23 protein-coding genes and 2 tRNA genes are annotated in these 23,024 nt (G+C 38.3%); 21 read left to right on the forward strand and 4 right to left on the reverse strand.

The features are described 5' to 3' along the window. Positions 1–75 precede the first annotated feature (75 nt). From BZZ03_RS07115 to der, 8 genes are all read left to right on the forward strand, one after another. The gene (locus BZZ03_RS07115; protein ID WP_233128969.1) at positions 76–978 is read left to right on the forward strand and encodes an alpha/beta hydrolase; all 903 of its coding nucleotides are present in this window, start codon (positions 76–78) and stop codon (positions 976–978) included. Positions 979–1,002: 24 nt separating this feature from the next. Then, positions 1,003–1,404: a hypothetical protein gene (locus BZZ03_RS07120; RefSeq protein WP_086582876.1), complete on the forward strand. Its 402-nt coding sequence runs from the start codon at positions 1,003–1,005 to the stop codon at positions 1,402–1,404. A gap of 119 nt (positions 1,405–1,523) precedes the next feature. Next, positions 1,524–3,260, forward strand: coding sequence for a ribonuclease J (locus BZZ03_RS07125; RefSeq protein ID WP_086582877.1), 1,737 nt, complete (start codon positions 1,524–1,526; stop codon positions 3,258–3,260). A gap of 131 nt (positions 3,261–3,391) precedes the next feature. After that, on the forward strand, positions 3,392–4,714 hold the full coding sequence (locus BZZ03_RS07130) for a TrkH family potassium uptake protein (protein ID WP_003134230.1): 1,323 nt from the start codon (positions 3,392–3,394) through the stop codon (positions 4,712–4,714). A gap of 1 nt (position 4,715) precedes the next feature. Next, positions 4,716–5,369 carry a potassium channel family protein gene (locus BZZ03_RS07135; protein ID WP_086582878.1) on the forward strand — a complete coding sequence of 218 codons (654 nt, stop codon included), beginning with the start codon at positions 4,716–4,718 and terminating at the stop codon, positions 5,367–5,369. Between the two features lie 89 nt (positions 5,370–5,458). After that, on the forward strand, positions 5,459–7,015 hold the full coding sequence (ffh, locus tag BZZ03_RS07140) for a signal recognition particle protein (RefSeq protein ID WP_003134232.1): 1,557 nt from the start codon (positions 5,459–5,461) through the stop codon (positions 7,013–7,015). Between the two features lie 118 nt (positions 7,016–7,133). Next, a complete protein-coding gene (locus BZZ03_RS07145) occupies positions 7,134–8,159 on the forward strand; it encodes an AI-2E family transporter (RefSeq protein WP_003134234.1) in 1,026 nt (341 codons plus the stop codon). 182 nt (positions 8,160–8,341) lie between these two features. Next, positions 8,342–9,652, forward strand: a complete 1,311-nt coding sequence (gene der, locus BZZ03_RS07150) for a ribosome biogenesis GTPase Der (protein ID WP_004256153.1) — start codon at positions 8,342–8,344, stop codon at positions 9,650–9,652. 65 nt (positions 9,653–9,717) lie between these two features. Here the strand turns inward: der and BZZ03_RS07155 are convergent, their stop codons facing one another. Next, a complete protein-coding gene (locus BZZ03_RS07155; RefSeq protein WP_004256157.1) occupies positions 9,718–10,416 on the reverse strand; it encodes an LrgB family protein in 699 nt (232 codons plus the stop codon). Then, entirely contained in the window at positions 10,416–10,811 is a 396-nt protein-coding gene (locus BZZ03_RS07160; protein WP_019291799.1) for a CidA/LrgA family protein, read from the reverse strand. Before BZZ03_RS07160 ends, BZZ03_RS07155 begins: the two co-directional genes overlap by 1 nt. Before the next feature lie 231 nt (positions 10,812–11,042). On the opposite strand from BZZ03_RS07160, the gene rimP reads away from it, so the two are divergent. From rimP to BZZ03_RS07215, 13 genes are all read left to right on the forward strand, one after another. Further along, on the forward strand, positions 11,043–11,519 hold the full coding sequence (gene rimP / locus BZZ03_RS07165; protein WP_019293047.1) for a ribosome maturation factor RimP: 477 nt from the start codon (positions 11,043–11,045) through the stop codon (positions 11,517–11,519). A 91-nt stretch (positions 11,520–11,610) separates the two neighbouring features. Then, entirely contained in the window at positions 11,611–12,738 is a 1,128-nt protein-coding gene (gene nusA / locus BZZ03_RS07170; protein ID WP_004256172.1) for a transcription termination factor NusA, read from the forward strand. Positions 12,739–12,742: 4 nt separating this feature from the next. Beyond that, positions 12,743–13,063, forward strand: coding sequence for an RNase P modulator RnpM (rnpM, locus tag BZZ03_RS07175; protein ID WP_004256176.1), 321 nt, complete (start codon positions 12,743–12,745; stop codon positions 13,061–13,063). Positions 13,064–13,070: 7 nt separating this feature from the next. Continuing rightward, on the forward strand, positions 13,071–13,376 hold the full coding sequence (locus BZZ03_RS07180; RefSeq protein WP_004256177.1) for a YlxQ-related RNA-binding protein: 306 nt from the start codon (positions 13,071–13,073) through the stop codon (positions 13,374–13,376). Between the two features lie 18 nt (positions 13,377–13,394). After that, positions 13,395–16,112, forward strand: coding sequence for a translation initiation factor IF-2 (infB, locus tag BZZ03_RS07185; RefSeq protein WP_004256178.1), 2,718 nt, complete (start codon positions 13,395–13,397; stop codon positions 16,110–16,112). A 42-nt stretch (positions 16,113–16,154) separates the two neighbouring features. Then, positions 16,155–16,511 (forward strand): 30S ribosome-binding factor RbfA, encoded by a 357-nt coding sequence (rbfA, locus tag BZZ03_RS07190; protein ID WP_003135548.1) that lies wholly within the window; start codon positions 16,155–16,157, stop codon positions 16,509–16,511. Between the two features lie 169 nt (positions 16,512–16,680). After that, positions 16,681–17,613 carry a cation diffusion facilitator family transporter gene (locus tag BZZ03_RS07195; RefSeq protein WP_019291798.1) on the forward strand — a complete coding sequence of 311 codons (933 nt, stop codon included), beginning with the start codon at positions 16,681–16,683 and terminating at the stop codon, positions 17,611–17,613. 69 nt (positions 17,614–17,682) lie between these two features. Beyond that, on the forward strand, positions 17,683–17,856 hold the full coding sequence (locus BZZ03_RS11990) for a hypothetical protein (RefSeq protein ID WP_153925191.1): 174 nt from the start codon (positions 17,683–17,685) through the stop codon (positions 17,854–17,856). A gap of 172 nt (positions 17,857–18,028) precedes the next feature. Next, a complete protein-coding gene (gene manA, locus BZZ03_RS07200) occupies positions 18,029–18,985 on the forward strand; it encodes a mannose-6-phosphate isomerase, class I (RefSeq protein WP_086582879.1) in 957 nt (318 codons plus the stop codon). Positions 18,986–19,036: 51 nt separating this feature from the next. Then, entirely contained in the window at positions 19,037–19,183 is a 147-nt protein-coding gene (locus BZZ03_RS11995) for a hypothetical protein (RefSeq protein WP_158092870.1), read from the forward strand. A gap of 19 nt (positions 19,184–19,202) precedes the next feature. Continuing rightward, on the forward strand, positions 19,203–19,424 hold the full coding sequence (locus BZZ03_RS07205) for a hypothetical protein (RefSeq protein WP_086582880.1): 222 nt from the start codon (positions 19,203–19,205) through the stop codon (positions 19,422–19,424). A 184-nt stretch (positions 19,425–19,608) separates the two neighbouring features. Then, positions 19,609–21,372 (forward strand): oleate hydratase, encoded by a 1,764-nt coding sequence (locus tag BZZ03_RS07210; RefSeq protein ID WP_017369223.1) that lies wholly within the window; start codon positions 19,609–19,611, stop codon positions 21,370–21,372. 225 nt (positions 21,373–21,597) lie between these two features. Further along, positions 21,598–21,685, forward strand: a tRNA-Ser gene (locus BZZ03_RS07215). Positions 21,686–21,750: 65 nt separating this feature from the next. On the opposite strand, the gene BZZ03_RS07220 is transcribed toward BZZ03_RS07215, so the two are convergent. Next, positions 21,751–21,823: transfer RNA gene (locus tag BZZ03_RS07220), tRNA-Arg, on the reverse strand. A gap of 33 nt (positions 21,824–21,856) precedes the next feature. Continuing rightward, complete coding sequence (locus BZZ03_RS07225; RefSeq protein WP_191672832.1) at positions 21,857–22,849, reverse strand: Gfo/Idh/MocA family protein; 993 nt, start codon at positions 22,847–22,849, stop codon at positions 21,857–21,859. Between the last annotated feature and the right edge of the window lie 175 nt (positions 22,850–23,024).

Here is a 23,024-nt window from a genome sequence, read left to right on the forward strand (position 1 = left end):
GAGATTTTAAATCTCTTTTTTTTATGGAGAAGAAAACAAGTAAAGTTGTTACGCAAGACGTGTTATAATAGGCTCATGTTAACTTTTTTAATACTAGTGTTGGCTCTCATTTTTTTAGTTCTTATTGTTAGCTTTGGTCTGTTTATATTTATTGAAAATAAAAATCGTAGCATTTGGATTCAACAACCCCAAAGCAATGATCCTCTTTATCCCGAATGGTACGCTTTTATGCAAGCCAAAAAAGAAGAATGGTGTTTACAGACACACGATAATTTAACGCTTAAGGCCTGGTATTTACCAGCGACAAAGCCGACAGATAAGACTATCTTGTTGGCTAACGGGTATAAATCTGTTCGAGACAGATATGGTGCTTTTGGTTGGCTCTTTCATGAGCTGGGTTACAATGTCCTCATGCCGGATTATCGTGCAGGTGCAAAAAGTCCAGGAAAATTCATTGGTTTTGGCTGGTTAGACCGTAAAGATAACCTAGGCTGGATTAAACAGATTATTGAGAAAAATCCTAAAAGTGAAATCGCAATGTTTGGTATTTCGATGGGTGCCTCTGCAACAATGATGCTTTCGGGGGAAAACTTGCCTGAAAATGTTAAGTGTTTTATTGAAGACTGTGGTTATGATACGGTTTGGAACGAGTTGGCCCATAAAGCAAAGCATGATTATCATTTGCCACAATTTCCGCTGATTCACCTCCTTTCTTTTTGGTCTAAACTTTTTGCGGGATACGATTGGAAGGAAGCCTCGTCAATTACGCAATTAAATAAAAATACGAAGCCGTTCCTCTTTATCCACGGAGATCAGGATACTTTTGTTCCCATGGAAATGGTGCATCGAAACTATGAAGCAACAAAAGGGCCAAAGGAAATCTATATTGCAAAAGGAGGTCGACATGTGCGGTCTTACGAAATAGATAAAGAAAAATATCGCGAAGTAGTAGCAAACTTTTTAAAGACTTATTTTTAATTGAAAGAAAATCAAGGAGGTGCGATGTACATAAGCGCAGAGGAAATAGAGGACTACATAGCACAGTCGCCTAATCCACAACTTTTAAGACAAGTTACGCAGTTGGTTAAGACAGTATTTCCAGATGAAAACTTGCGTTATTTTGATAATGGAAGAACTTTTTCCGCTCTCGCTTTGGGAGCAAATCCTCATCCAAGTCCAGGATATGAAGAAGCGGGTATGCTTAATATTTCTGCTCAAAAAAATTATGTTGCGCTCTATTTTTATGGAAGTAATGTGACTTTACAGGAGCGATTTCCAAAGTCAGTTATAGGACGAGGTTGTTTGCGGATTAAAAATCAAAAGTTTTTCGCAAAATACGAAGAAGATATACGGGAAAGCTTAAAAATGTTAAGTAACGATAAACCGCATGATATGAGGGATTGACGAATATTTGATTGATTTTTTGCTTGCTTTGAGTTATACTTATAGTAAGTATTCTCGGTAGGGATTGGAATGCCAATCCCTTTTATTACGAAATAAGAAAGGTTTTAATTAATAGATAAATGGCAGATATAAAAATTACACCCTTAGGCGGTGTACGCGAATTTGGTAAAAATATGTACTTAGCAGAGGTGAACGAACAAATCTTCGTTCTCGACGCTGGTCTGAAATATGCGGACAGTGACATGTTAGGAATTGACTTTGTTATTCCAGACATTGACTATTTAGTTGAAAATGCTGATCGTGTTGCAGGGATTTTCTTGACGCATGGTCATGCCGATTCGATTGGCGCATTACCTTATATCGTTTCTGAATTACGTGTTCCTGTATTTGGGAGTGAGTTGACGATTGAACTTGCGAAGATTAATGTGCGCAATTATGATGGCAGCAAGAAGTTTAAGGATTTCCACGTGGTCAACGAAGAAACAGAAATTGATTTTGGTCAAGCTGTAATTTCCTTCTTTTCAACAACACATACAATTCCAGAATCAATGGGGATTGTCATTGGAACTGACTCCGGAAATATTGTTTATACAGGAGATTTCCGTTTTGATCCAGCAGTTGCGCTTGGCTATCGTACAAACATGCGACGCCTTGCTGAAATTGGAAGCAGTAAAGTCCTTGCTTTACTTTCAAGCTCACCAAATGCTTTGTCAACGGCTCAATCTGCAAGTGAACATGAAATCTACGAAAAAATATTTGATACAATTGATGAAGCACAAGGCCGTGTGATCATTGCTTGTAACGCAGGGAATCTCGGGCGTATCCAACAAGTCGTTGATGCAGCAATCAAGCTCGGACGCCATATCGTCTTTACTGGTCAAGATATGGACCAAATCGTCGAAACAGCAACACGTTTGAAGAAGTTGCAAATCGAAGATAAAAAAGCAATCATTAAACCAAATGAAATCAGTAAATATGCTGATGATGAGCTTGTTATCATTGAAACAGGACGTATGGGTGAACCCTTAAAAGTTCTCGGTGACATGGCGCACAAACGCCACAAATGGGTGAAAATCAAAGAAGGCGATGTAGCATTTGCTGTAACAACCCCTTCAGTAGCTTATGAAACATTAGTGGCACGCATTGAAAATGATGTTTATCGTGCAGGTGGTGTGATGAAGATGTTGGGTGGAGATTTAAAAGTTTCAGGTCATGCCAATGCGCGTGATTTGCAATTTATGATTGATATCTTACGACCTAAAAATCTTATCCCTATTCAAGGTGAATACCGTGAGTTACGTGCACATGCTGAATTAGCCATGGAAATGGGCATGCTTCCAGAGCACATCTTTATTGCGAAAAAAGGGGAATCTGTTTCATTCAACAAAAAAGACGAAATGATTCCTGCAGGTGTTGTACCAGCAGAAAACGTAATGATTGATGGTTCAGGTATTGGGGACATTGGTTCTGTCGTTTTACGAGACCGTAAAGTTTTGTCAGAAGACGGTATTTTCATTGCTGTTATCACTATCAGTAAGAGCGACCGTAAAATTATCAGTCAAACACGTGTACATACGCGTGGCTTTGTCTATGTTAAAACATCACGTGATTTGATGAAAGATGCAGGAAATTTGGTTAATGAAACCGTTGAAAAATATCTTGCAGGAACAACTTTCGATTGGTCAGAACTTAAGGGCGCTATTCGTGATGCTCTTGGTAAATTCCTCTACAACCAAACACGTCGTAAACCAGTTGTTCTTCCTGTCGTGATGGAAGCGCGTGCCCCACAAGAATTAACACGTCGTTACAAGAGCAACAAAAAGAAAGCAAATAAACCCACTGAAAAGTCTGAATAAGACTTCTTGGAGAGGGTTTGTTCAAGAACGTTGAAAAATTATCATATAGTAAAGGCCTGTCTTTTGCTATATTTTTTTGATAATGGCAAGTTCCCAGGGCACAGAACTACAGGAGAGTAAGCAAGCGACTTATGCAGAAAAATTTAAAAAAATTAACAGCTTTGCAGATTATTTTTATCGCCTTTTTGACTCTTGTCATTGTGGGCGGGACACTGTTGAGTTTACCGATTTCCTCCAAAACAGGACAATTTACTCATCCTGTCGATGCGCTCTTTACAGCTGTATCAGCAACCTGTGTTACAGGTTTAACCGTTATTGATACAAGCGCTCACTGGTCGCTTTTTGGTCAAGTTATCTTACTTTTATTGATTGAAATTGGTGGATTAGGATTTATGACTTTGGTTGTCAGTATCTTTTTGTTGCTCAACCAGAAGATGTCGCTTAAGTCGCGCTTGATTATTCAAGAATCATACAGCCTATCTGATATTAGCTCGGGTGTTCGTGTTGTTATCAATGTTTTAATCATTTCTTTTCTTATTCAATTTTGCGGAAGTGTTCTCTTGTCCTTTGCTTTTGTGCCAAAGTTTGGATTGGTTAAAGGTTTATGGTACAGTGTGTTCCATGCTATTTCGGCTTATTGTAATGCCGGCTTTGATTTGTTTGGTAATTCGCTCATGCTTTATGAACATTCACCTTATGTCTTAATGGTCATCGCCTCGATGATTGTATGCGGCAGTTTAGGTTTTATCGTTATGATGGACCTGCTTAACTACAAAAAGCAAAGAAAATTGTCGTTACATACACGTTTGGCATTAACAACAACAACTTTTCTCATCTTTGGTGGCATGATACTCTTTTTAATCTCTGATTTTGAAAGTGTAAGTAATAACCCAGCAATTTTTACCATGCAGAGTTTATTCTTATCGATTTCTCAGAGAACTGCGGGCTTTTCTATTCAAGAATACACCCTGTTTAGTCAGGCCAGTATCTTTTTGACAATTATGTTGATGATTATCGGTGGTACATCTGGGTCTACAGCAGGCGGTTTAAAAACGACAACAATCGGTGTTCTAGCACTCAATGTTCGTTCAATCATTAAACGTGACAAACATACAAGTTTTAAAAATAGAACAATTCCTCAAAGTGTTGTCAAACAAGCTTATGAGTCTGTTTTTCTCTATTTCTTTATGATGGTTATTGCAACTTTTGCCTTGCTCTTAACCAATCCAAAATTCCGTGTGGATCAGCTCTTGTTCGAAGTTATTTCTGCACTATCGACCGTGGGTTTAAGTATGGGAGTAACTCCAGGACTCAATATCCCAGGTAAAATTATTGTAGGAATTCTTATGTTTATCGGACGCGTTGGTGTTTTTACGATTATTTATTCTCTAAATGCCAAAGACAGTCATGAGTCGCTTTATAAATACCCTGAAGAAAAGGTAATGGTAGGTTAATATGAAATCATTTGTTGTTATAGGTCTGGGACGTTTTGGCTCAGCGGTTGCGAAAACAATCGCCGAAACGGAGGCAGATTTGCTCGTGATTGACCAGAATGAAGATCGTGTCAATCTTTTTAAGGATATGGTTCCTAATGCCATCATTGCCGATGCAAAAGATGAACGTGTCTTGGACGAGATAGGCATTCAAGATTTTGACGTTGCTATTGTAGCAATAGGTGAAGACATCCAGTCTTCTGTGCTAGTTACTATGCTGGCAAAAGATGCTGGAGTGCCTCAAGTAATAACCAAGGCTGTAGATAAAAATCATTATCGTCTTTTGGAAAAAATTGGCGCTGATCGTGTGGTTCTTCCTGAGGTAGAAATGGGACGGAAGATTGCTGAAAGTTTAATCTTTGAGAATATCAGTAATGTCGTGGACATTGCTGATAATATTGAGTTCGCAGAAGTAAAAGTATGTTCACGTAAAATGAATAATCGGGTTATTTCTGAAATTGATGATTTTAATCATTACGACTTAAACATCAGCTATGTTAAGCATATTAATGGAAAAGTTGAAATAGCCTCAGGAGACACTCGACTCATGATTGGGGATTCACTCTTTGTCATTGGGCGTCCTGAAGATATCCAAAAACTTTCTGAACAAAATTAGAATTTTTCCAACTTCTGGTGGATTTAAGCCTCGACAGAATATGGTATAATAAAACTATCTGAATAAAATAATAGAACTGGAATATAAATATGGCTTTTGAAAATTTAACTGAACGTTTGCAAAATGTCTTTAAAAATTTGCGTGGCAAAAAGAAAATTACAGAACAAGATGTAACAGAAATTACGAAAGAAATACGTGTGGCCCTTCTTGAAGCCGACGTTGCTCTTCCTGTAGTGAAAAAGTTTATCAAAGCAATCCGCGAACGTGCGATTGGGACGGAAGTCTCAGAAGCACTGAATCCTGCGCAACAAATTATTTCGATTGTTAACGAAGAATTGACTGCGATTTTGGGTGGCGGTGAAGCTGAGCTGCTCAAATCACCTAAAATTCCAACAATCATCATGATGGTTGGTTTGCAAGGGGCAGGTAAAACAACCTTTGCTGGTAAACTTGCTAAAAAACTTAAAGAAGAACAAAATGCACGCCCAATGATGATTGCGGCTGACGTTTATCGTCCAGCAGCGATTGATCAATTAAAAACATTAGGTGAACAGCTTGATATTCCTGTTTATGATGAAGGAACAGCCGAAAGTCCGGTAAATATTGTTAAAAACGGTCTTGCTCAAGCGCGTGAAGAGCGTAAAGACTATGTCTTGATTGATACGGCAGGTCGTCTCGAAATTGATGATAAACTCATGAACGAGTTGCAAGAGATTAAAGCTCTCGCACAACCAACGGAAATTCTGTTGGTTGTTGATGCCATGACAGGTCAAGTTGCTGCTCAAGTAGCGAAAACTTTTGATGAAAAATTAGATATCAGTGGTGTTATTATTACCAAACTTGATGGTGATACCCGTGGTGGTGCGGCTTTATCTATTCGAGAAATTACAGGAAAACCCATCAAATTTACTGGTACAGGTGAGAAACTGACCGATTTGGAAACTTTCTATCCTGATCGTATGAGCTCTCGTATCCTCGGTATGGGGGACATGTTGACCTTGATTGAAAAGGCTCAAGCGCAGTTTGATGAAGAACAATCGATGAAGATGGCTGAAAAGATGGCGGAAAACCGTTTTGATTACAGCGACTTTGTGGAACAGCTTGACCAAGTGACAAACATGGGACCAATGGAAGACATTATGAAGATGATTCCAGGCATGTCACAAATGCCAGGAATTGAAAATGTTAAGGTTGATCCGAAAGACATTGCACGTAAACGTGCTATTGTGCTATCTATGACACCAGCTGAGCGTCAATTGGAAGTCGAACTTTCACCCGCTCGTCGTCGACGTATTGCTGCTGGATCAGGAAATAGTTTTATCGAGGTTAACAAGTTCATCAAGCAATTCAATCAGTCTAAAGACATGATGCAAGGCATTATGAATGGCGACATGAATTCAATGATGCAGCAAATGATGGGCGGCGCTGGTGGTAAAATGCCAAACATGAAAAATATGCCTGGAGGCATGCCAGATATGTCCTCTCTAGGAGACTTGCAAGGTCTTATGGGAGGAGGAGCATCTTCCGGAACACCTGATATGAGCTCCATGTTCGGTGGTGGCCTCAAAGGGAAAGCTACACAATTTGCCATGAAACAAGCCATGAAACGGGCGCAGAAAAAAATGAAAAAAGGCAAAAAGAAATAAAATATAAAAGATACATCTTAAGATGTATCTTTTTGCATGCTAAACATGATATAATTTAGAAGCTTGAAAATGTGAAAATACAATTTTTTAATCTATAAAAATTGAAGGATGGGAATTAATGGAATACTACCAAAATTTTATAAAAAATGAAAAACTTAGAAGATGGGTCGTTTTGGCGTTTCTCATTGCTGTACTCTATTTTGTACGAAGCATTCTCCCACTGATGCTCTTGACTTTCGTCTTCAGCTACCTCGCCTATCGTTTTGTCAGCTTTATCGAGCGAAAAATTAAACTTCCTGGTAAAATAAGTGGTTTTATCCTATATGGTGTCATTCTTTTTTTAATCTACTTAGGCATTACGGAATATATTCCCGTATTGGTCAATCAGCTCACGCACCTCATCAATGCAGTAAGTAAGTTTTACCAGAACAACAGCAATGGCGAGAGTGCGCTGATGGATTCGATATATAATCTTTTTAAAGAATACAACTTGGCAGATAAACTGCAAAGCAGTTTGGGGACTTTGGTTGATTATGTAACCAGCTTTGGGAAAGGGTTACTCATTGTCGTTTTCGCCTTTTTAATGAGTTTCTTCTTCACTATTGATCGTAAAGAAACCAATAAATTCTCAGCTCTTTTCTTGGAAAGTGACTTTGCTTGGTTCTTTGAAGACGTCTATTATCTGGCAAGCAAATTCTTTACAGGCTTTGGTGTTGTCTTGGAAACGCAATTTATTATTGCTCTCGTTAATACCGCTTTGACACTTATTGCGTTAAGCTTCATGGGTTTTCCAGAGTTATTGAGTTTGGGCGTAATGATTTTCTTACTGAGCCTTGTTCCCGTTGCTGGTGTACTTGTCTCTTGTATTCCTTTATCCATCATCGGTTATTCTATTGGCGGGATTAGGGATGTCATCTTTGTGTTACTGATGGTTGCTTTAATCCATGCTCTTGAGTCTTATGTCCTCAACCCGCATCTGATGGCCCATAAGACAAAACTGCCTATGTTTTACACTTTCGTGATTCTTTTCTTAGGAGAACATTTCTTCGGTGTTTGGGGCCTTATCGTGGGAATTCCAATCTTTAACTTTGCCCTAGATCTTCTCGGTGTGAAGGAGATTCCCTTTAAAAAACTTAAAAAATAATCAAAAGTGAGCAAGAATTCCGGGCTCACTTTTAATCTGAAAAGGCAGAGCTATAAAAATAGCCAGTAAAATGTTATAATTACAATGCATACTTTTTCTCTTTTAGATGAAAAGAAGAAGATGAGGAATAAGAGAAGTAAACTTATTACTGATATTACTGATAAGAAAAGGATAAAAAATAAATGACACTACCTACAGTAGCCATTGTCGGCCGACCAAATGTCGGAAAATCGACGATTTTTAACCGTATTGCTGGAGAACGTATCTCGATTGTTGAAGATATTCCTGGAGTAACACGTGACCGTATTTATGCCACAGGCGAATGGTTGAACAAAAAATTCTCGCTTATTGATACCGGAGGGATTGAACTTTCGGATGAGCCCTTCATGACACAGATCCGTGCCCAAGCAGAGATAGCGATGGAAGAAGCGGATGTTATCGTAGCTGTTGTGGATGGAGAAACAGGAATTACTGATGCTGATGAACATGTAGCACAAATTCTCTACCGTACAGATAAACCAGTTATCCTCGTTGTCAATAAAGTAGATAACCCGGAGCGCCGAATGGAAATCTTCGACTTCTATTCACTTGGTCTGGGAGAACCTTATCCTGTATCCGCTGTACACGGCTTAGGGACAGGGGACGTTCTTGATGCAATCATTGAAAACCTGCCAACAGAAACAGAAGAAGAAAATCCAGATGTCATCAAATTTAGTTTGATTGGTCGTCCAAACGTTGGTAAATCAAGTTTGATTAACGCTATTCTCGGAGAAGATCGTGTCATTGCCAGCCCTGTCGCAGGTACGACACGTGATGCGATTGATACAAGCTTTACTGATGCAGAAGGGCAAGAATTCCTCATGATTGATACAGCAGGGATGCGTAAATCTGGGAAAATCTACGAAAATACAGAAAAATATTCTGTAATGCGTGCTATGCGTGCTATTGATCGGAGCGACATTGTGCTTATGGTCATCAATGCAGAAGAGGGAATTCGTGAATACGATATGCGGATTGCTGGCTTCGCTCATGATGCAGGTAAGGGAATTCTTCTCGTAGTAAACAAGTGGGATACACTTGAAAAAGACAATTACACTATGAAAAAATTCGAAGACGATATTCGTTGGAAATTTAAATTCCTTGATTATGCACCGATTGTTTATGTTTCAGCTAAAACAGGTCAACGTCTTCATAAGCTTCCAGATATGATTAAGGAAATTCATCATTCACAAAACCTTCGTATTTCAAGTTCTGTCTTGAATGATGTTATTATGGATGCAGTAGCAATTAATCCAACACCGACAGATAAAGGGAAACGTTTGAAGATTTTCTATGCAACCCAAGTTGCTGTTAAACCACCAACATTTGTGGTCTTCGTTAATGAAGAAGAACTGATGCATTTCTCTTATATGCGCTTCTTAGAAAATCAAATCCGTAAAGCCTTTGTCTTTGAAGGTACACCAATTCATTTGATTGCACGTAAACGTAAATAATAAAAAGCTTGAAGTTAATCTTCAAGCTTTTTATTATAACTGGTTAGAATTTCAGACAGTTAGGCTCAATAGCCCAGAATAATATGTGCCACTAAAGGTGCAAAAATCACGTACATAATCCCGGTTACGCCAATCGCTAAAGCTCCCATGGCGCCTTGAACTTTTCCTAGTTCAATAGCAGTTCCTGTACCAACGGCATGTCCAGTGCCGCCGAGCACCACACCTTGGGCCACAGGGTCTTTAATTTTAAAAAGTTTCATCAATGGCACGCCAAGGACACTGGTCAAGATTCCGGTAGCCACGACCACGACAACCGTAATCGTTGTCACACCTTGCATTTTTTCTGTGATACCAATAGCCATCGCAGTAGTTACAGATTTTGGGAAAAGGGACAATGAAGCTAATTTTGATAAACCGAAAAATTTTAACAATAAGGCCGTAATAACTGTATTAATAAGAGCAGCAGCAGCGATACTGATTAAAATTGATCTTGCATGATGCTTCATGAGCTGGAAGGTTTTATACAAAGGAATACCTAAGGCAACAGTTGAAGGACCAATCAAGTCGTTTAATATCGCGCCTCCTTTGTAATAATTCTCATAAGGTATTTTAGCTACAACCAAAATCAAAATAATAACGAGGGTTGCAAAAAGTAAGGGATTCGTCCAAGGCTTACGTATATTTTCATTGATACGTACACCAATAATAAATATTAAAATAGTAAGTGTTAAACCAAATAACGGGCTAGAAGTAATGGCATCCATCAGTTTACCTCTCTTTTATTTTTTAACAATTCTGGTTCGAGGTAATCTCCTTCATATTTGACTTTAATAAATTGAACCAAATGACCTAAAACAAAGACATTCACAATAAGAGCAAGGAGAACAATCAAAGCTATTTGCCACCAAAAATCGGAAATCAAGGACCATTTAGCCATGATTCCCACACCAGCAGGTAAAAATAAAATCGTCATGTTATTGATTAAGAAACTCCCGACCTCATCTACATCAGTGAATTTTAAAACTTTAAATTGCAACGCAAGGAATAAAAAAATCATTCCTAAAATACTCCCGGGAACAGGAAGATGCAAACTGTTTGACAGCGTATCTCCTACGAAAGAAAAACCAAAAATAATAAGTAACTGAAAATAAATTTTCATAAACATCTCCTATAAATTACACTCTTTTTATCATAGCCCTTTAATGCTAGATTTTCAAGAATTTTCAAAGAAATTTTATGTGCGAGTTAGGAAGTTTAAACGGTACACCCTGCGCAATCATGCCTCTTGACAAACCGCAAAAATGTGCTATAATAGTCTTAAATAAAAAACTACTAGAAAGGAGCGTTCGTGAGGACGCTCCTTCTGTGTTGTTTTCTGAAAGGAGAAGAGATGTCAGAAACACTTGTAAAAACAGTAGAAGATTTCATCTTGCCTCACCTACCAGAAGAGTTTGAATTGATTGATGTTGAGTGGGAAAAACTTGGCGGAGATATGGTTTTGCGACTTTTGGTGGATAAGGCAGATGGCATTACGATTCAAGACACAGCCGATTTAAGTGAAATTCTTTCACCTTTGCTAGACACAATTTCGCCAGATCCATTTCCAACGGAAGGTTATATGCTTGAAGTTGCAAGCCCTGGTGCAGAACGTCCGCTTAAAAAAGCTGAACATTTTCAAAGTGCCATTGGTGAGTACATTCTTGTAAAACTTTATCAAAAAATTGAAGGCGAAAAAGAATTTGTTGGAGATTTGGTGAAGTTTGAGGACAACACCTTAACTGTAGAATATATGGATAAAGCCCGTAAGAAAACAGTTGAAATTCCAGCAGATAAGATTTCAAAAGCAACAACTTTAGTGAAGTTGTAGGAAATTCTAAATGCTCTGAGAGTAAGTCTCTCAACCGAAATAATAAAAAGAAAATATTTTCCAAAAAACTCAAGAAAGAGGAAAAAACAAAATGAGCAAGGAAATGCTTAACGCCTTTACAATGCTAGAAGAAGAAAAAGGCATTAAACAAGAGATTGTTATCGAAGCAATTGAGCAAGCAATCACAGCTGCTTACAAGCGCCAATATGGTCAAGCACAAAATGTGAAAGTTATTTTCGATGAGAAAAAAGGAAACTTCAATGTTTACTCAACACGTGAAATTGTGGATGAAGTCTTTGATAGCCGTCTTGAAATCTCACTTGAAGATGCCCAAGAATTAAACCCGCATTATGAAATTGGCGACAAAATCATGTTTGAAGAAAAACCAAAAGATTTTGCACGTACAGCGGCGGGAGCAGCTAAACAAGTTATCATGCAAAAAATGCGTGAAGAAGAACGTACAATCATTTACAATGAATACAGCCGTTATAAAGATGAAATCATCATGGGTACCGTTGAAAAAGTTGATGCGCGTGCAGTTTACGTTAACTTGGGCCGTGTGGATGCACTTTTGACAGCCAAAGACCGTATCAGTCAAGAAAATTATCACGTTGGTGACAAAGTGAAAGTTTATGTGACTGACGTACTTTTGACACCAAAAGGGACACGGGTCTTCATCAGCCGTACAGCACCAGATATGCTTAAACGTATGTTTGAAAAAGAAATCCCTGAAGTTTACGATGGAACAGTAGAAATCAAATCTGTTGCGCGTGATGCAGGTGATCGTGCGAAAGTCATTGTCGAAAGTCATGATGAAAACGTCGATGCTATCGGTACAATGGTTGGTGCAAAAGGTGCACGTATTCAAGGTATTATCCGTGAGCTTGCGGGTGAAAAGATGGATATCATCGAATACAATGCCGACAAAGCAACCTTGATTGCCAACGCACTTAAACCAGCTCGTATCGAGCAAGTGGCTATCCGTGAAGACGGTTCAGCAATTGCAGTTGTTGCTCAAGATCAATTATCCTTAGCAATCGGTAAACGTGGACAAAATGTACGTCTTGCTGCACACGTTACAAACTGTAAGATTGATATCAAGTCCGAAGAAGATTTCCAAAAGGAAATGGCGGAGCTTGATGCACTTGTTGAAGAAGTAGATGAAATTGTAGAAGAAGTTGCTGAAACTGTTTCAGAAGAAGCAACAACTGAAGAATAGGCCTATGAAACAAAAAAAGACTCCCATGAGAAAGTCTGTAGTTTCTGGTGAGCAAATCGCTAAACGTGATCTTTTACGTATTGCTTTTAACAAAGAGGGGCAAATCTCCATTGACCCGACAGGTAAGGCACATGGCCGTGGTGCTTATATTGCCTTATCAAATGAAGAAGCACAGCTCGCTAAGAAGAGACATGTCTTTGATCGTACTTTTAGTACAAAAATCTCAGACGAATTTTATGACGAACTGATCAGTTATGTTGAACACCAAGTTGCACGCCGTGAATTAGCAGAAGCTACTTATTCGGCAGACTTGGCACCGGACTAAGGCTAATATGAATAATACAAAAAAAGTATTGAATTTACTCGGTCTTGCTAAACGTGCAGGAAAAGTCATCACAGGTGAAGAACTTGTGGTTAAAGCCATTCAAAATGGCAAAGCCAGTTTAGTTTTTGTTGCCCATGATGCGTCAGAGAATTTGATCAAAAAAATCACCGATAAATCGAGTTACTATGAGGTAAGCGTCTTACAAACGTTCTCAGTAAATGAACTTTCAGTAGCAATTGGTGCTAATCGAAAAGTGTTAGCCATTGCTGATGATGGATTTGCAAAGAAAATGGAGAGCCTTATGACTAACTAAAAAATAAGGAGGACAACATTGTCTGATAAAAAACGAATTAATCAAATCGCAAAAGAAACAGGATTGAAAAATGCTGATCTTGTGTCAGCTGCACAAGAATTGGGCTTGGCTGTTAAAGCTCACTCAAGTTCAGTCACAGATGCTGAAGCAGAAAAAATCATTGCACGTGTGAAATCAGGAACTACTGCAACAGAAAAAACAGCTGCTCCAGCAAAAGATACCCAGTCAAAAGCGAAAACATCAAAGAAAAAAGATGACGCGCCACGTACCTTTGCAGGAAAAGCAGTGGTTGAAGATCCTGCCATCTTGGCACGTATTAAAGCTAAAGAAGAAGCAGAAAAAGCCGCAAAGGTTGAAGCTGAAGTAAAGGCTGAACCAAAAGTGGAAGAAGTTAAAACAGTAAAACAAGAAAAAACAGCGCCAAAAGTAGAGAAGAAATCAGAAGCTCCAGCTCCAGCAGCGAAAAAGCAAGAAGAAAAAACTACTGAGCCAGTGAAAGAAGAACCTAAAAAAGCATTGGATAAAAAACCAAGGATTCAAATCAAAGTCGTAAAACGCGCAGAAGATATCAAAAAAGAAGCAGCGAAAAAAGATGCTGCTCGTCAAGAACGTCGTCAAAATGATCGCCGTAACAATGACAATCGTCGCGGTGGACAAGGTCGCAATCAAAATGACAATCGTCGCAATAATGATAACCAAAATCGTGGCGGCAATAAATTTGAGAGTAAACCCTCAACAGAAGTATTTACAGCACCTGCTACTTCCGGTAAAAACAATAACCGCCGTGATCGTGACCGCAAGAAAAACGAACACGACAAATCTTCAGATGGTCGTCGCCCAGGCGGACCATTGCGTGTAAATGATAACCGTAATCAAGTACGTAATGCACGTAACTCAAACTGGAATCAAAAAGGTCGCCGTGGAGGTAAAAACCAACAATCTGCCGCACCAGTATCTACTCGTAAATATCATGAATTACCAGAATCAGTGGAATATGCTGAAGGAATGAACGTTCAAGATATTGCAAAAGCAATCAAACGTGAACCAGCTGAGATCATCAAAAAACTTTTCATGATGGGAACAATGGTTAATCAAAACCAATCTCTTGATGAAGATACTTTGGAATTAATCCTTATGGATTATGGTATTACTCCAGTTAAAAAAGTGGAAGAAGACCAATCTGATATTGAACGTCTTTTCGTTGAAGAAGGTTACCTTAACGAAGAAAACATGGTAGAACGTCCAGCTGTTGTTACAATCATGGGTCACGTTGACCATGGTAAAACAACCTTGCTTGACCGTTTCCGTGAATCTCGTGTCACTGAAGGTGAAGCTGGTGGTATCACACAACATATCGGTGCTTATCAAATCAAAACTGGAGATAAGAAAATCACTTTCTTGGACACACCAGGGCACGAAGCATTCACAAGCATGCGTGCACGTGGTGCCTCAGTAACCGATATTACAATCTTGGTTGTTGCTGCTGATGATGGTGTTATGCCACAAACGATTGAAGCTATCAATCACTCAAAAGCTGCTGGTGTGCCAATCATCGTTGCCATTAACAAAATTGATAAACCAGGTGCAAACCCACAGCGTGTAATTCAAGAATTAGCTGAACATGGTGTTATGTCACAAGCTTGGGGCGGTGAATCTGAATTTGTTGAAATCTCAGCTAAATTCAATCAAAATCTTGATGCTCTTTTGGAAACTGTTTTGCTTGTTGCTGAAATGCAAGAACTTAAAGCAGACCCAACTGTCCGTGCTATTGGTACAGTTGTTGAAGCACGTCTTGACCAAGGACGTGGTGCTATTGCAACACTCTTGGTACAACAAGGTACACTTCACGTTCAAGACCCAATCGTTGTTGGTAACACATATGGTCGTGTACGTACGATGACAAATGATTTGGGTCGTCGTATTAAAGAAGCTTTGCCATCAACACCAGTCGAATTGACAGGTCTCTCTGATGTGCCTCAAGCTGGTGATCATTTCGCCGTCTTTGAAGATGAAAAATCTGCACGTGCAGCTGGTGAAGAACGTGCCAAACGTGCCCAATTGATTAAACGTCAAAGCACACGTCGTGTAAGTCTTGATAACCTCTTTGATACACTTAAAGAAGGTCAAGTTAAAACAGTTAACATCATCATCAAGGCTGATGTACAAGGTACAGCTGAAGCGATGGCTGCTTCCTTACAAAAAATTGATGTTGAAGGTGTAAAAGTTGATATCGTTCACGCGGCAGTTGGTGCGATTAGTGAATCAGACGTTTCATTAGCAGCAGCTTCAAATGCGATTATCATCGGTTTCAATGTTCGTCCAACGGGACTTGCACGTGAGCAAGCAGAACATGAAGATGTAGATATTCGTCTTCACAGCATCATCTATAAAGTTATTGAAGAAATCGAAACAGCCATGCGTGGTATGCTGGATCCAGAATACAAAGAAGAAATTATCGGTGAAGCGATTGTCCGTGAAACATTCAACGTTTCTAAAGTTGGTACAATTGCCGGATTTATGGTTATCCGTGGTAAAGTTCAACGTGATGCCAGCGTTCGAGTTATTCGTGACGGTGTAGTTATCCATGATGGAGCTATCGCTAGCTTGAAACATTACAAAGATGATGTTAAAGAAGTCGGTAATGCACAAGAAGGTGGTTTGATGGTAGAAAACTACAACGACATTCTTGTTGACGATACATTTGAAGTTTATAAAATGGTTGAAATCAAGCGTTAAAATTTAAAATGTTTGAGGAAAAAATAAAAAAGGAGAATGATTATGGGCACTTCCTTCCGCAGTGACCGTGTGGCTGTCGAAATCCAACGTGAAATCAATGATATTTTGCGTCATAAGATTCGAGATCCCCGCGTTCAAGATGTGAATATTACAGATGTTCAAGTGACAGGTGATTTGAGTCAAGCAACAGTTTATTACAGCTTGCTGTCTAACCTTGCCAGTGACAATGAAAAAGCTAAAAAAGGTCTGGAAAAAGCTACAGGTCTTGTTAAACGTGAGTTAGCACAACGTATGACCATGTATCGTATCCCGGATTTGAAGTTTGCCAAAGATGAATCTGTCGAATATGGTTCAAAAATCGATGAACTTCTCCGTAATTTGGATAAACCAGAATATTAATAAAAAAAATAAGCACTCATCATTGAGGCTTATTTTTTTATATATAGTCTGCAAAAATGAGGGGACTGTGCTATAATACTCATGGCAAAATGCTAAAAGTCACACTTGTATGTGCAAAGCAGGTTATTGTGTTAAAATCTAAATAAAAAGTATAATGAGGAAAAATATTATGGCAGAAAAAGAACATACTGGCATGGGATCCGTGATCGCAGCCCTTGGTGCCAATGTACTAGTGGCAATAAGTAAGTTTGTAGGTTATGCCTTAAGTGGTAGTGCGGCAATGCTCAACGAAAGTATACACAGTTTAGTTGACTGTGGAAATCAAGTTTTGTTGCTTTTTGGTGATAAGCGTGCCAAAAGAGCACAAAGCCAGGTCCATCCTTTTGGAGAAGCGCGTGCAAAATACTTTTTTAGCATGTTGGTCGCTACTTTCCTGTTTTTTGGTGGTGGCGTTATTGGTGTAATGGAGGCTTATGACAAGCTGGTCCACCCTGCTCATGAGGTCAATAATCCTTTGCTTCTGATTGCTATCTTACTCTTTGGCATGATTATAGAGGGCAGTTCACTTCGCGTTGCTTTTAAAGAAATTAAAGAGCTCAATACCGAAAAATTACCCTTGTTTAGATTTTTGCATGAGAGTCGACACAGTGAGATTTTAGTTATCTTTGCGGAGGATTTCTGTGCCATTATTGGTTTAATGTTAGCACTTGGAGGAACAGTCCTCACTTTTCTTACAGGGAACCCCATGTATGATGCTCTGTCCGGAATCTTGATTGGTTTATTGCTCATGGCAGCAGCAGTCTTTTTGGTGCGAGAGTTCTATAGTTTAATTGTTGGTGAAAGTGTCACTGCTTCAGATTTAGAAAAAATAACACGTAGCTTTATTCGTGAAACAGTTAAACAGTTGATTGATATCAAGACAATCCACATCGGTCCAACTGAGATTCTAATTGCGGCAAAGATTGATATTCCAGCAGAGTATGAAGCACAAAGCTATGAAATTATTAATGCAATCGAAAAAGATATTCGAAAAGCACTGCCGGACAAAAAGTCTTACATATATATCGAAGTCGATGAATTTGATAATAATTATCAGCATTAAAGCGAGTAATTATCGATAAATTGGAGACTAACGATTGCGTTTTTATAATTTATCTGATATATTATGTTTATGAAACAACACTGGATGGACAAAATTGCAGATAAATTATATATTGACGGTGTTCATCCATTGGTTATCTTGATGGTGTGGGAAATTGCCTTGATTGCAATTTTATTTGTGATTATTGCATTATTTGTTGCTGAAATACCGAATGTTTTATCTCATATAAATTTTAAATACTGACTGTCACTAAAAAGCGATTTTATGAAAAGAAGATTGATACAAGATAAAAGAGCGAATCCTTAGAGGAAGCTTTTTTATTTTATAAAAATACAAAAAGATTGCTTGTACAGGAAAAATAAACCGCTTTTGTGCTATAATGAACGAAGTATTATTAAACAAATGAGGAGAAAAAATGTCAATAGAACCATTATTTTTAGATTCCGTATTGCAAGAAAAACTCTGGGGTGGTGATCACCTTAAATCTTTTGGCTATGAATTACCATCTGATAAAATCGGTGAATACTGGGCAATTTCAGCTCATCCACATGGTGTTTCAACAATTAAAAATGGAAAATTCGCTGGACAAAAATTAGACAAGGTATTTGACCAACACCGTGAGCTTTTCGGCAATACGAAAGAAGAAGTATTTCCTCTCTTAACAAAAATATTGGACGCCAATGACTGGCTTTCAGTGCAAGTTCATCCAAATGATGAATACGGTATGAAGCATGAAGGCGAGCTTGGTAAAACAGAATGTTGGTATATCATTTCAGCAGAAGAAGGTTCTGAGATTATTTATGGACATAATGCAAAATCACGTGAAGAACTTGCAGAAATGATTAATTCGGGAGACTGGGATCACTTACTACGCAAAGTTAAAGTCAAAGCAGGTGATTTCTTCCATGTACCTGCAGGAACAATGCATGCAATTGGTGCGGGCATTGTTATTCTGGAAACGCAACAATCAAGCGACACAACTTACCGTGTATATGATTTCGATCGTAAGGATGACCAAGGCAATCTTCGTGAATTACACATACAACAATCAATTGATGTGCTTCACATTCCAGGGGATCAAACACCAGAAAACAAAGTTCAAGTCGTTAAAGAAGAAAATGCAGACTTGACAACTTTGGTAAAATCAGAGTTCTTTGACGTTTATAAATGGTCAATTCACGGGACACAAGACTTTGAAGCTACAGCAGATTATATGCTTGTGTCTATTCTTGAAGGAGAAGGACAACTTACGGTGGCTGATAAAACGTATGCATTATCGAAAGGCGACCACTTTATCCTCCCTACAGGGATTGAGCAATGGCAACTTTCAGGTAATATGGAAATTATTGCTAGCAATCCAGTAGCACATTAAGCATAAAAAAGCACCTCCTTAGGGTGTTTTTTTGTTTTAAAATGTATTAGTTTGATCTTCAAATCAGGTTTAACTTTATTATCAGCATCAATGCCATCAGCCGTTGGTATGGTTCAAGCGAGTAATGTGAATGTAGAGCAAGAACCAGATTCAGAAGCGTTGGAGTTCACCTTCCACGAGTATCTCTTTCTCGAATAGTATCTATCCCATAGAGCTTATGAATAAAAATAAAGAGCGTGCTTATTACGTCTTTATATTTGTGGTGAATTTCTCTGTCTTGCTTTTATTTTCTGAATGGATGACACTTAGAGAGATGTTTCTTCTCTTCTTTGTCTCTATTCTCATACATGCTTTGGCAATCTATCATGCTAAAAAGAGACAAAAACTTAGAGCATTACATCGTGCAAAAAATAAAGAGAAAACGCAGAAAAGATTTTAGTAAAAAGGTAATATACAAGGTGAAATGAAGCAAGTGATATCAAGATAAGGAGCTGGTTTTTGTTTGAGTTTCTTTTTTACTCAAAAAATATAGACTTGTCCAAAAGAGCCAGAAGAAATTTGAAATCGCTCTCTTTTAAGAATATAATCGAATTATAAGAACAATTAGAAAAGAGGGATTGAATATGCGTTATACAAACGGAAATTATGAAGCTTTTGTTCGACCAAGAAAACCACAAGAGGCTGATAAGAAGTCTGCCTATATTGTCGGAGCAGGTCTTGCAGGACTGGCTGCGGCTGTCTTTCTGATCAGAGATGGCCAAGTCCCAGGGAATCGTATTCATATTTTAGAAGAACTTTCTCTTTCAGGCGGCTCTTTAGACGGTTCGTTTATTCCACATGATGGCTTTGTGATTCGTGGAGGACGTGAAATGGAAAACCATTTTGAGTGTCTTTGGGATCTTTTTCATTCTATTCCAAGTCTGGAAGTTGAAAATGCTTCAGTTTTAGATGAATTTTACTATTTAGATAAGGATGATCCTAACTCTTCTAATTGTCGTATTATTGCGAATCGTGGTGAACGTGTTGCTGATGATGGACAATTTACCTTAAGTCGACAAGCTCAAGATGAAATCGTGAAGCTTTTCATGGCACAGGAAGAAAGTTTGGTAGGCAAAAAAATTGAAGATGTTTTCAGTGAAGAATTTTTTGAATCAAACTTTTGGCTTTACTGGTGCTCAATGTTTGCTTTTGAAAAATGGCACTCAGCGATTGAAATGCGCCGCTACATTATGCGATTTATTCATCATATCAAGGGACTACCAGACTTCACAGCACTAAAATTTACAAAGTATAATCAATACGAATCTTTAGTAAAACCCTTGCTTGCCTTTTTGAAAGACCATGGTGTAATCTTCCAATATGAAGCACAAGTTGAAAATATTGAAGTAGATTTTTCGAACAACAAAAAAGTAGCTAAGAAAATTATATTTGCAGATGGAAAAGTACAAGACTTGACGGAAGATGACCTTGTTTTTGTGACGAATGGTTCAATTACTGAAAGTTCAACACAAGGAAGTCCAACAGAAGCAGCGCCAATTACAAAAGATTTAGGTGGCTCTTGGAAACTTTGGAAAAATCTGGCTGCGCAGTCACCCGAATTTGGGAAACCAGAAGTCTTTTATGACAACTTACCTGATGAAAGTTGGTTTGTATCGGCGACCGTGACTTGGAAGAATCTCAAAATTCAACCTTATTTTGAAAAACTAACTCATCGTGAATTACGTTCAGGTAAAGTTGTGACAGGCGGAATTATCACTATTAAGGATTCAAACTGGCTGATGAGTTTCACTACCCATCGTCAACCTCATTTTAAGGAACAAAAAGATGGTGAAACTGTGACATGGGTTTATGGTCTCTTGTCTAATACACCAGGGAACTATATTAAAAAACCCATTGAGAAATGTACCGGTGAGGAAATAACACAAGAGCTCCTTTATCATTTGGGTATGCCTGAAGCAGAAATAGAGGAATTTGTTAAAGAAAATACTAATACGATTCCAGTTTATATGCCCTTTATTACCTCTTACTTTATGTTACGTGAGCCAGGGGATCGTCCTCAAGTGATTCCGGAAAATTCTGTGAATCTTGCCTTTATTGGGAATTTTGCTGAGACAGAGAGAGATACGGTCTTCACAACCGAGTATTCGGTACGTACCGCGATGGAAGCTGTTTATCAATTTCTAAATGTAGAGCGTGGTGTCCCTGAAGTTTTTGCTTCGGCTTACGACTTGCGCACACTAGCTCGCTCGGTTTATTATCTTTCAGACAAAAAGAAATTGATGGAAATGGATTTGCCTCTTTTGAAAAAAGAATCTTTGAAATTTGGTTTGAAGAAGATAAAAGGTACCTATCTTGAAGATATCCTTAAAGATGCAGGACTACTTTAAAAGAAGTAAAAGTATATTTCTGTTTCAGTTTATTTTGACTTGAGCTCCTTTTAAGGAGCAAACAGTATAATACATTTATTCCAATAAAATTTTTTCATAAAACTCCTACTCTTCCATGTCATGTGGAAGAGTTTTTTAATTGTTGTTATAACAAACTACACATAAATTGGCATTTATGACAGAGGATATGGTATAATATATTTTGAAAATTGATAATTAACATTTGGAGAATTACTCAAGAGGCTGAAGAGGTACGCTTGGAAAGTGTATAGGTGGGTAAAACCGCGCATGGGTTCGAATCCCATATTCTCCTTTATAGGTTTTATGCCTCAATTGAATAAGTATAAAGAAAAAGCTTCCTTAAGGAAGCTTTTTTAATGATCCCTGCCAGGTTCGAACTGGCGATTCAGACTTAGGAGGTCCGGGTTATATCCAATTTAACTAAGGGATCAGAAGACTCCGACAAGGAGTCAATGATTAAATCTTATTTTTTATCAGCTTCAAAGACGATTCCTGCACTTTGGCGCATCATATAACTTGTTTCGGAAACATCTTGTGCCAACTGGTGTAAGTCTTTGTAGAGTGAGCGAGCAGCAGGAGTAGAAATAGTTTCAATGATTTCAGCAAAGTGGAGAGCTTCATCAAAGAGAGAATGTTTTGGCGGTGTAACCTTGATAACTTCCTTGCTTCCATCAAAACGAATAAATTTTGCAGAGGTTATAGCATTGACACCATCTAAAATCAAAGTGCCTTGATCTGTGTAGATTTCACTTGAGAGATAGCTTGTGAGGTTTCCTGCGCATTTGATTGCAACTTTGAAATCACCATAATCCAAGCTTCCAATACCAGAAATATCCACACCACTTGACAGAAGGACTGCATCGTAGCAAGCAGATTGTGGTTTATCAAACCAATAAACAGCTGCATAGAGGAGATAAACACCTAGATCTGCCAGGAGGCCACCAGAAAATTTACTGTTGAATTTATTGGGAAGTTTTCCAGCTAATAGTGCAGGCATTTTTGAAGAGTATTTTGAATAGGTAAAATCAGCCCCAACAACTTTTTTATCTGCTAAGAATAAATTGATGGTCTCAAAGGCTTGCTCATGGATGTTTCGGGCAGCCTCGAAAAAGAGAACGTCATTTTCATCCGCTAACTTGATAATTTCAGCTAATTCTTGTGGATTTGAAAACGCTGGTTTTTCAACGATGATATTGTTACCTGCTAAAATAGCAGCCTTCGCTTGTTCAAAATGAATAGCATTTGGGCTGGCAATATAGATGATATCCAAATCATGCTTGAAAAAATCATCTAAATCATCGTAAAGTTCGATATCGTCAAAGTCTTCTGTAAAAGATACTGCACTCTCAAGATTACGTGAGTAAACAGCCTCAAGACTATATTTTTTGGTGAGATGGGCAGCTTCGACAAAAGATCCACTAATCCACCCAGTACCGATAATTCCAAGTTTAAGCATCATACACCCCTTTTCTTATCAAAAATTTATTAAAACTATTATAGCAAATTTTTTGGCAAAACTCATTTAAAACTAATGCATGAGCTGTGAAAATAAAAGTCACTAAATTTTTTAAGTGATAAAAAAGATTGGTTTGAAATAGTTTTTAGAGCTGAAGCTGGTTCAGTTTTATGAT

This window comes from Lactococcus petauri, assembly GCF_002154895.1.
GTDB lineage: Bacteria > Bacillota > Bacilli > Lactobacillales > Streptococcaceae > Lactococcus > Lactococcus petauri.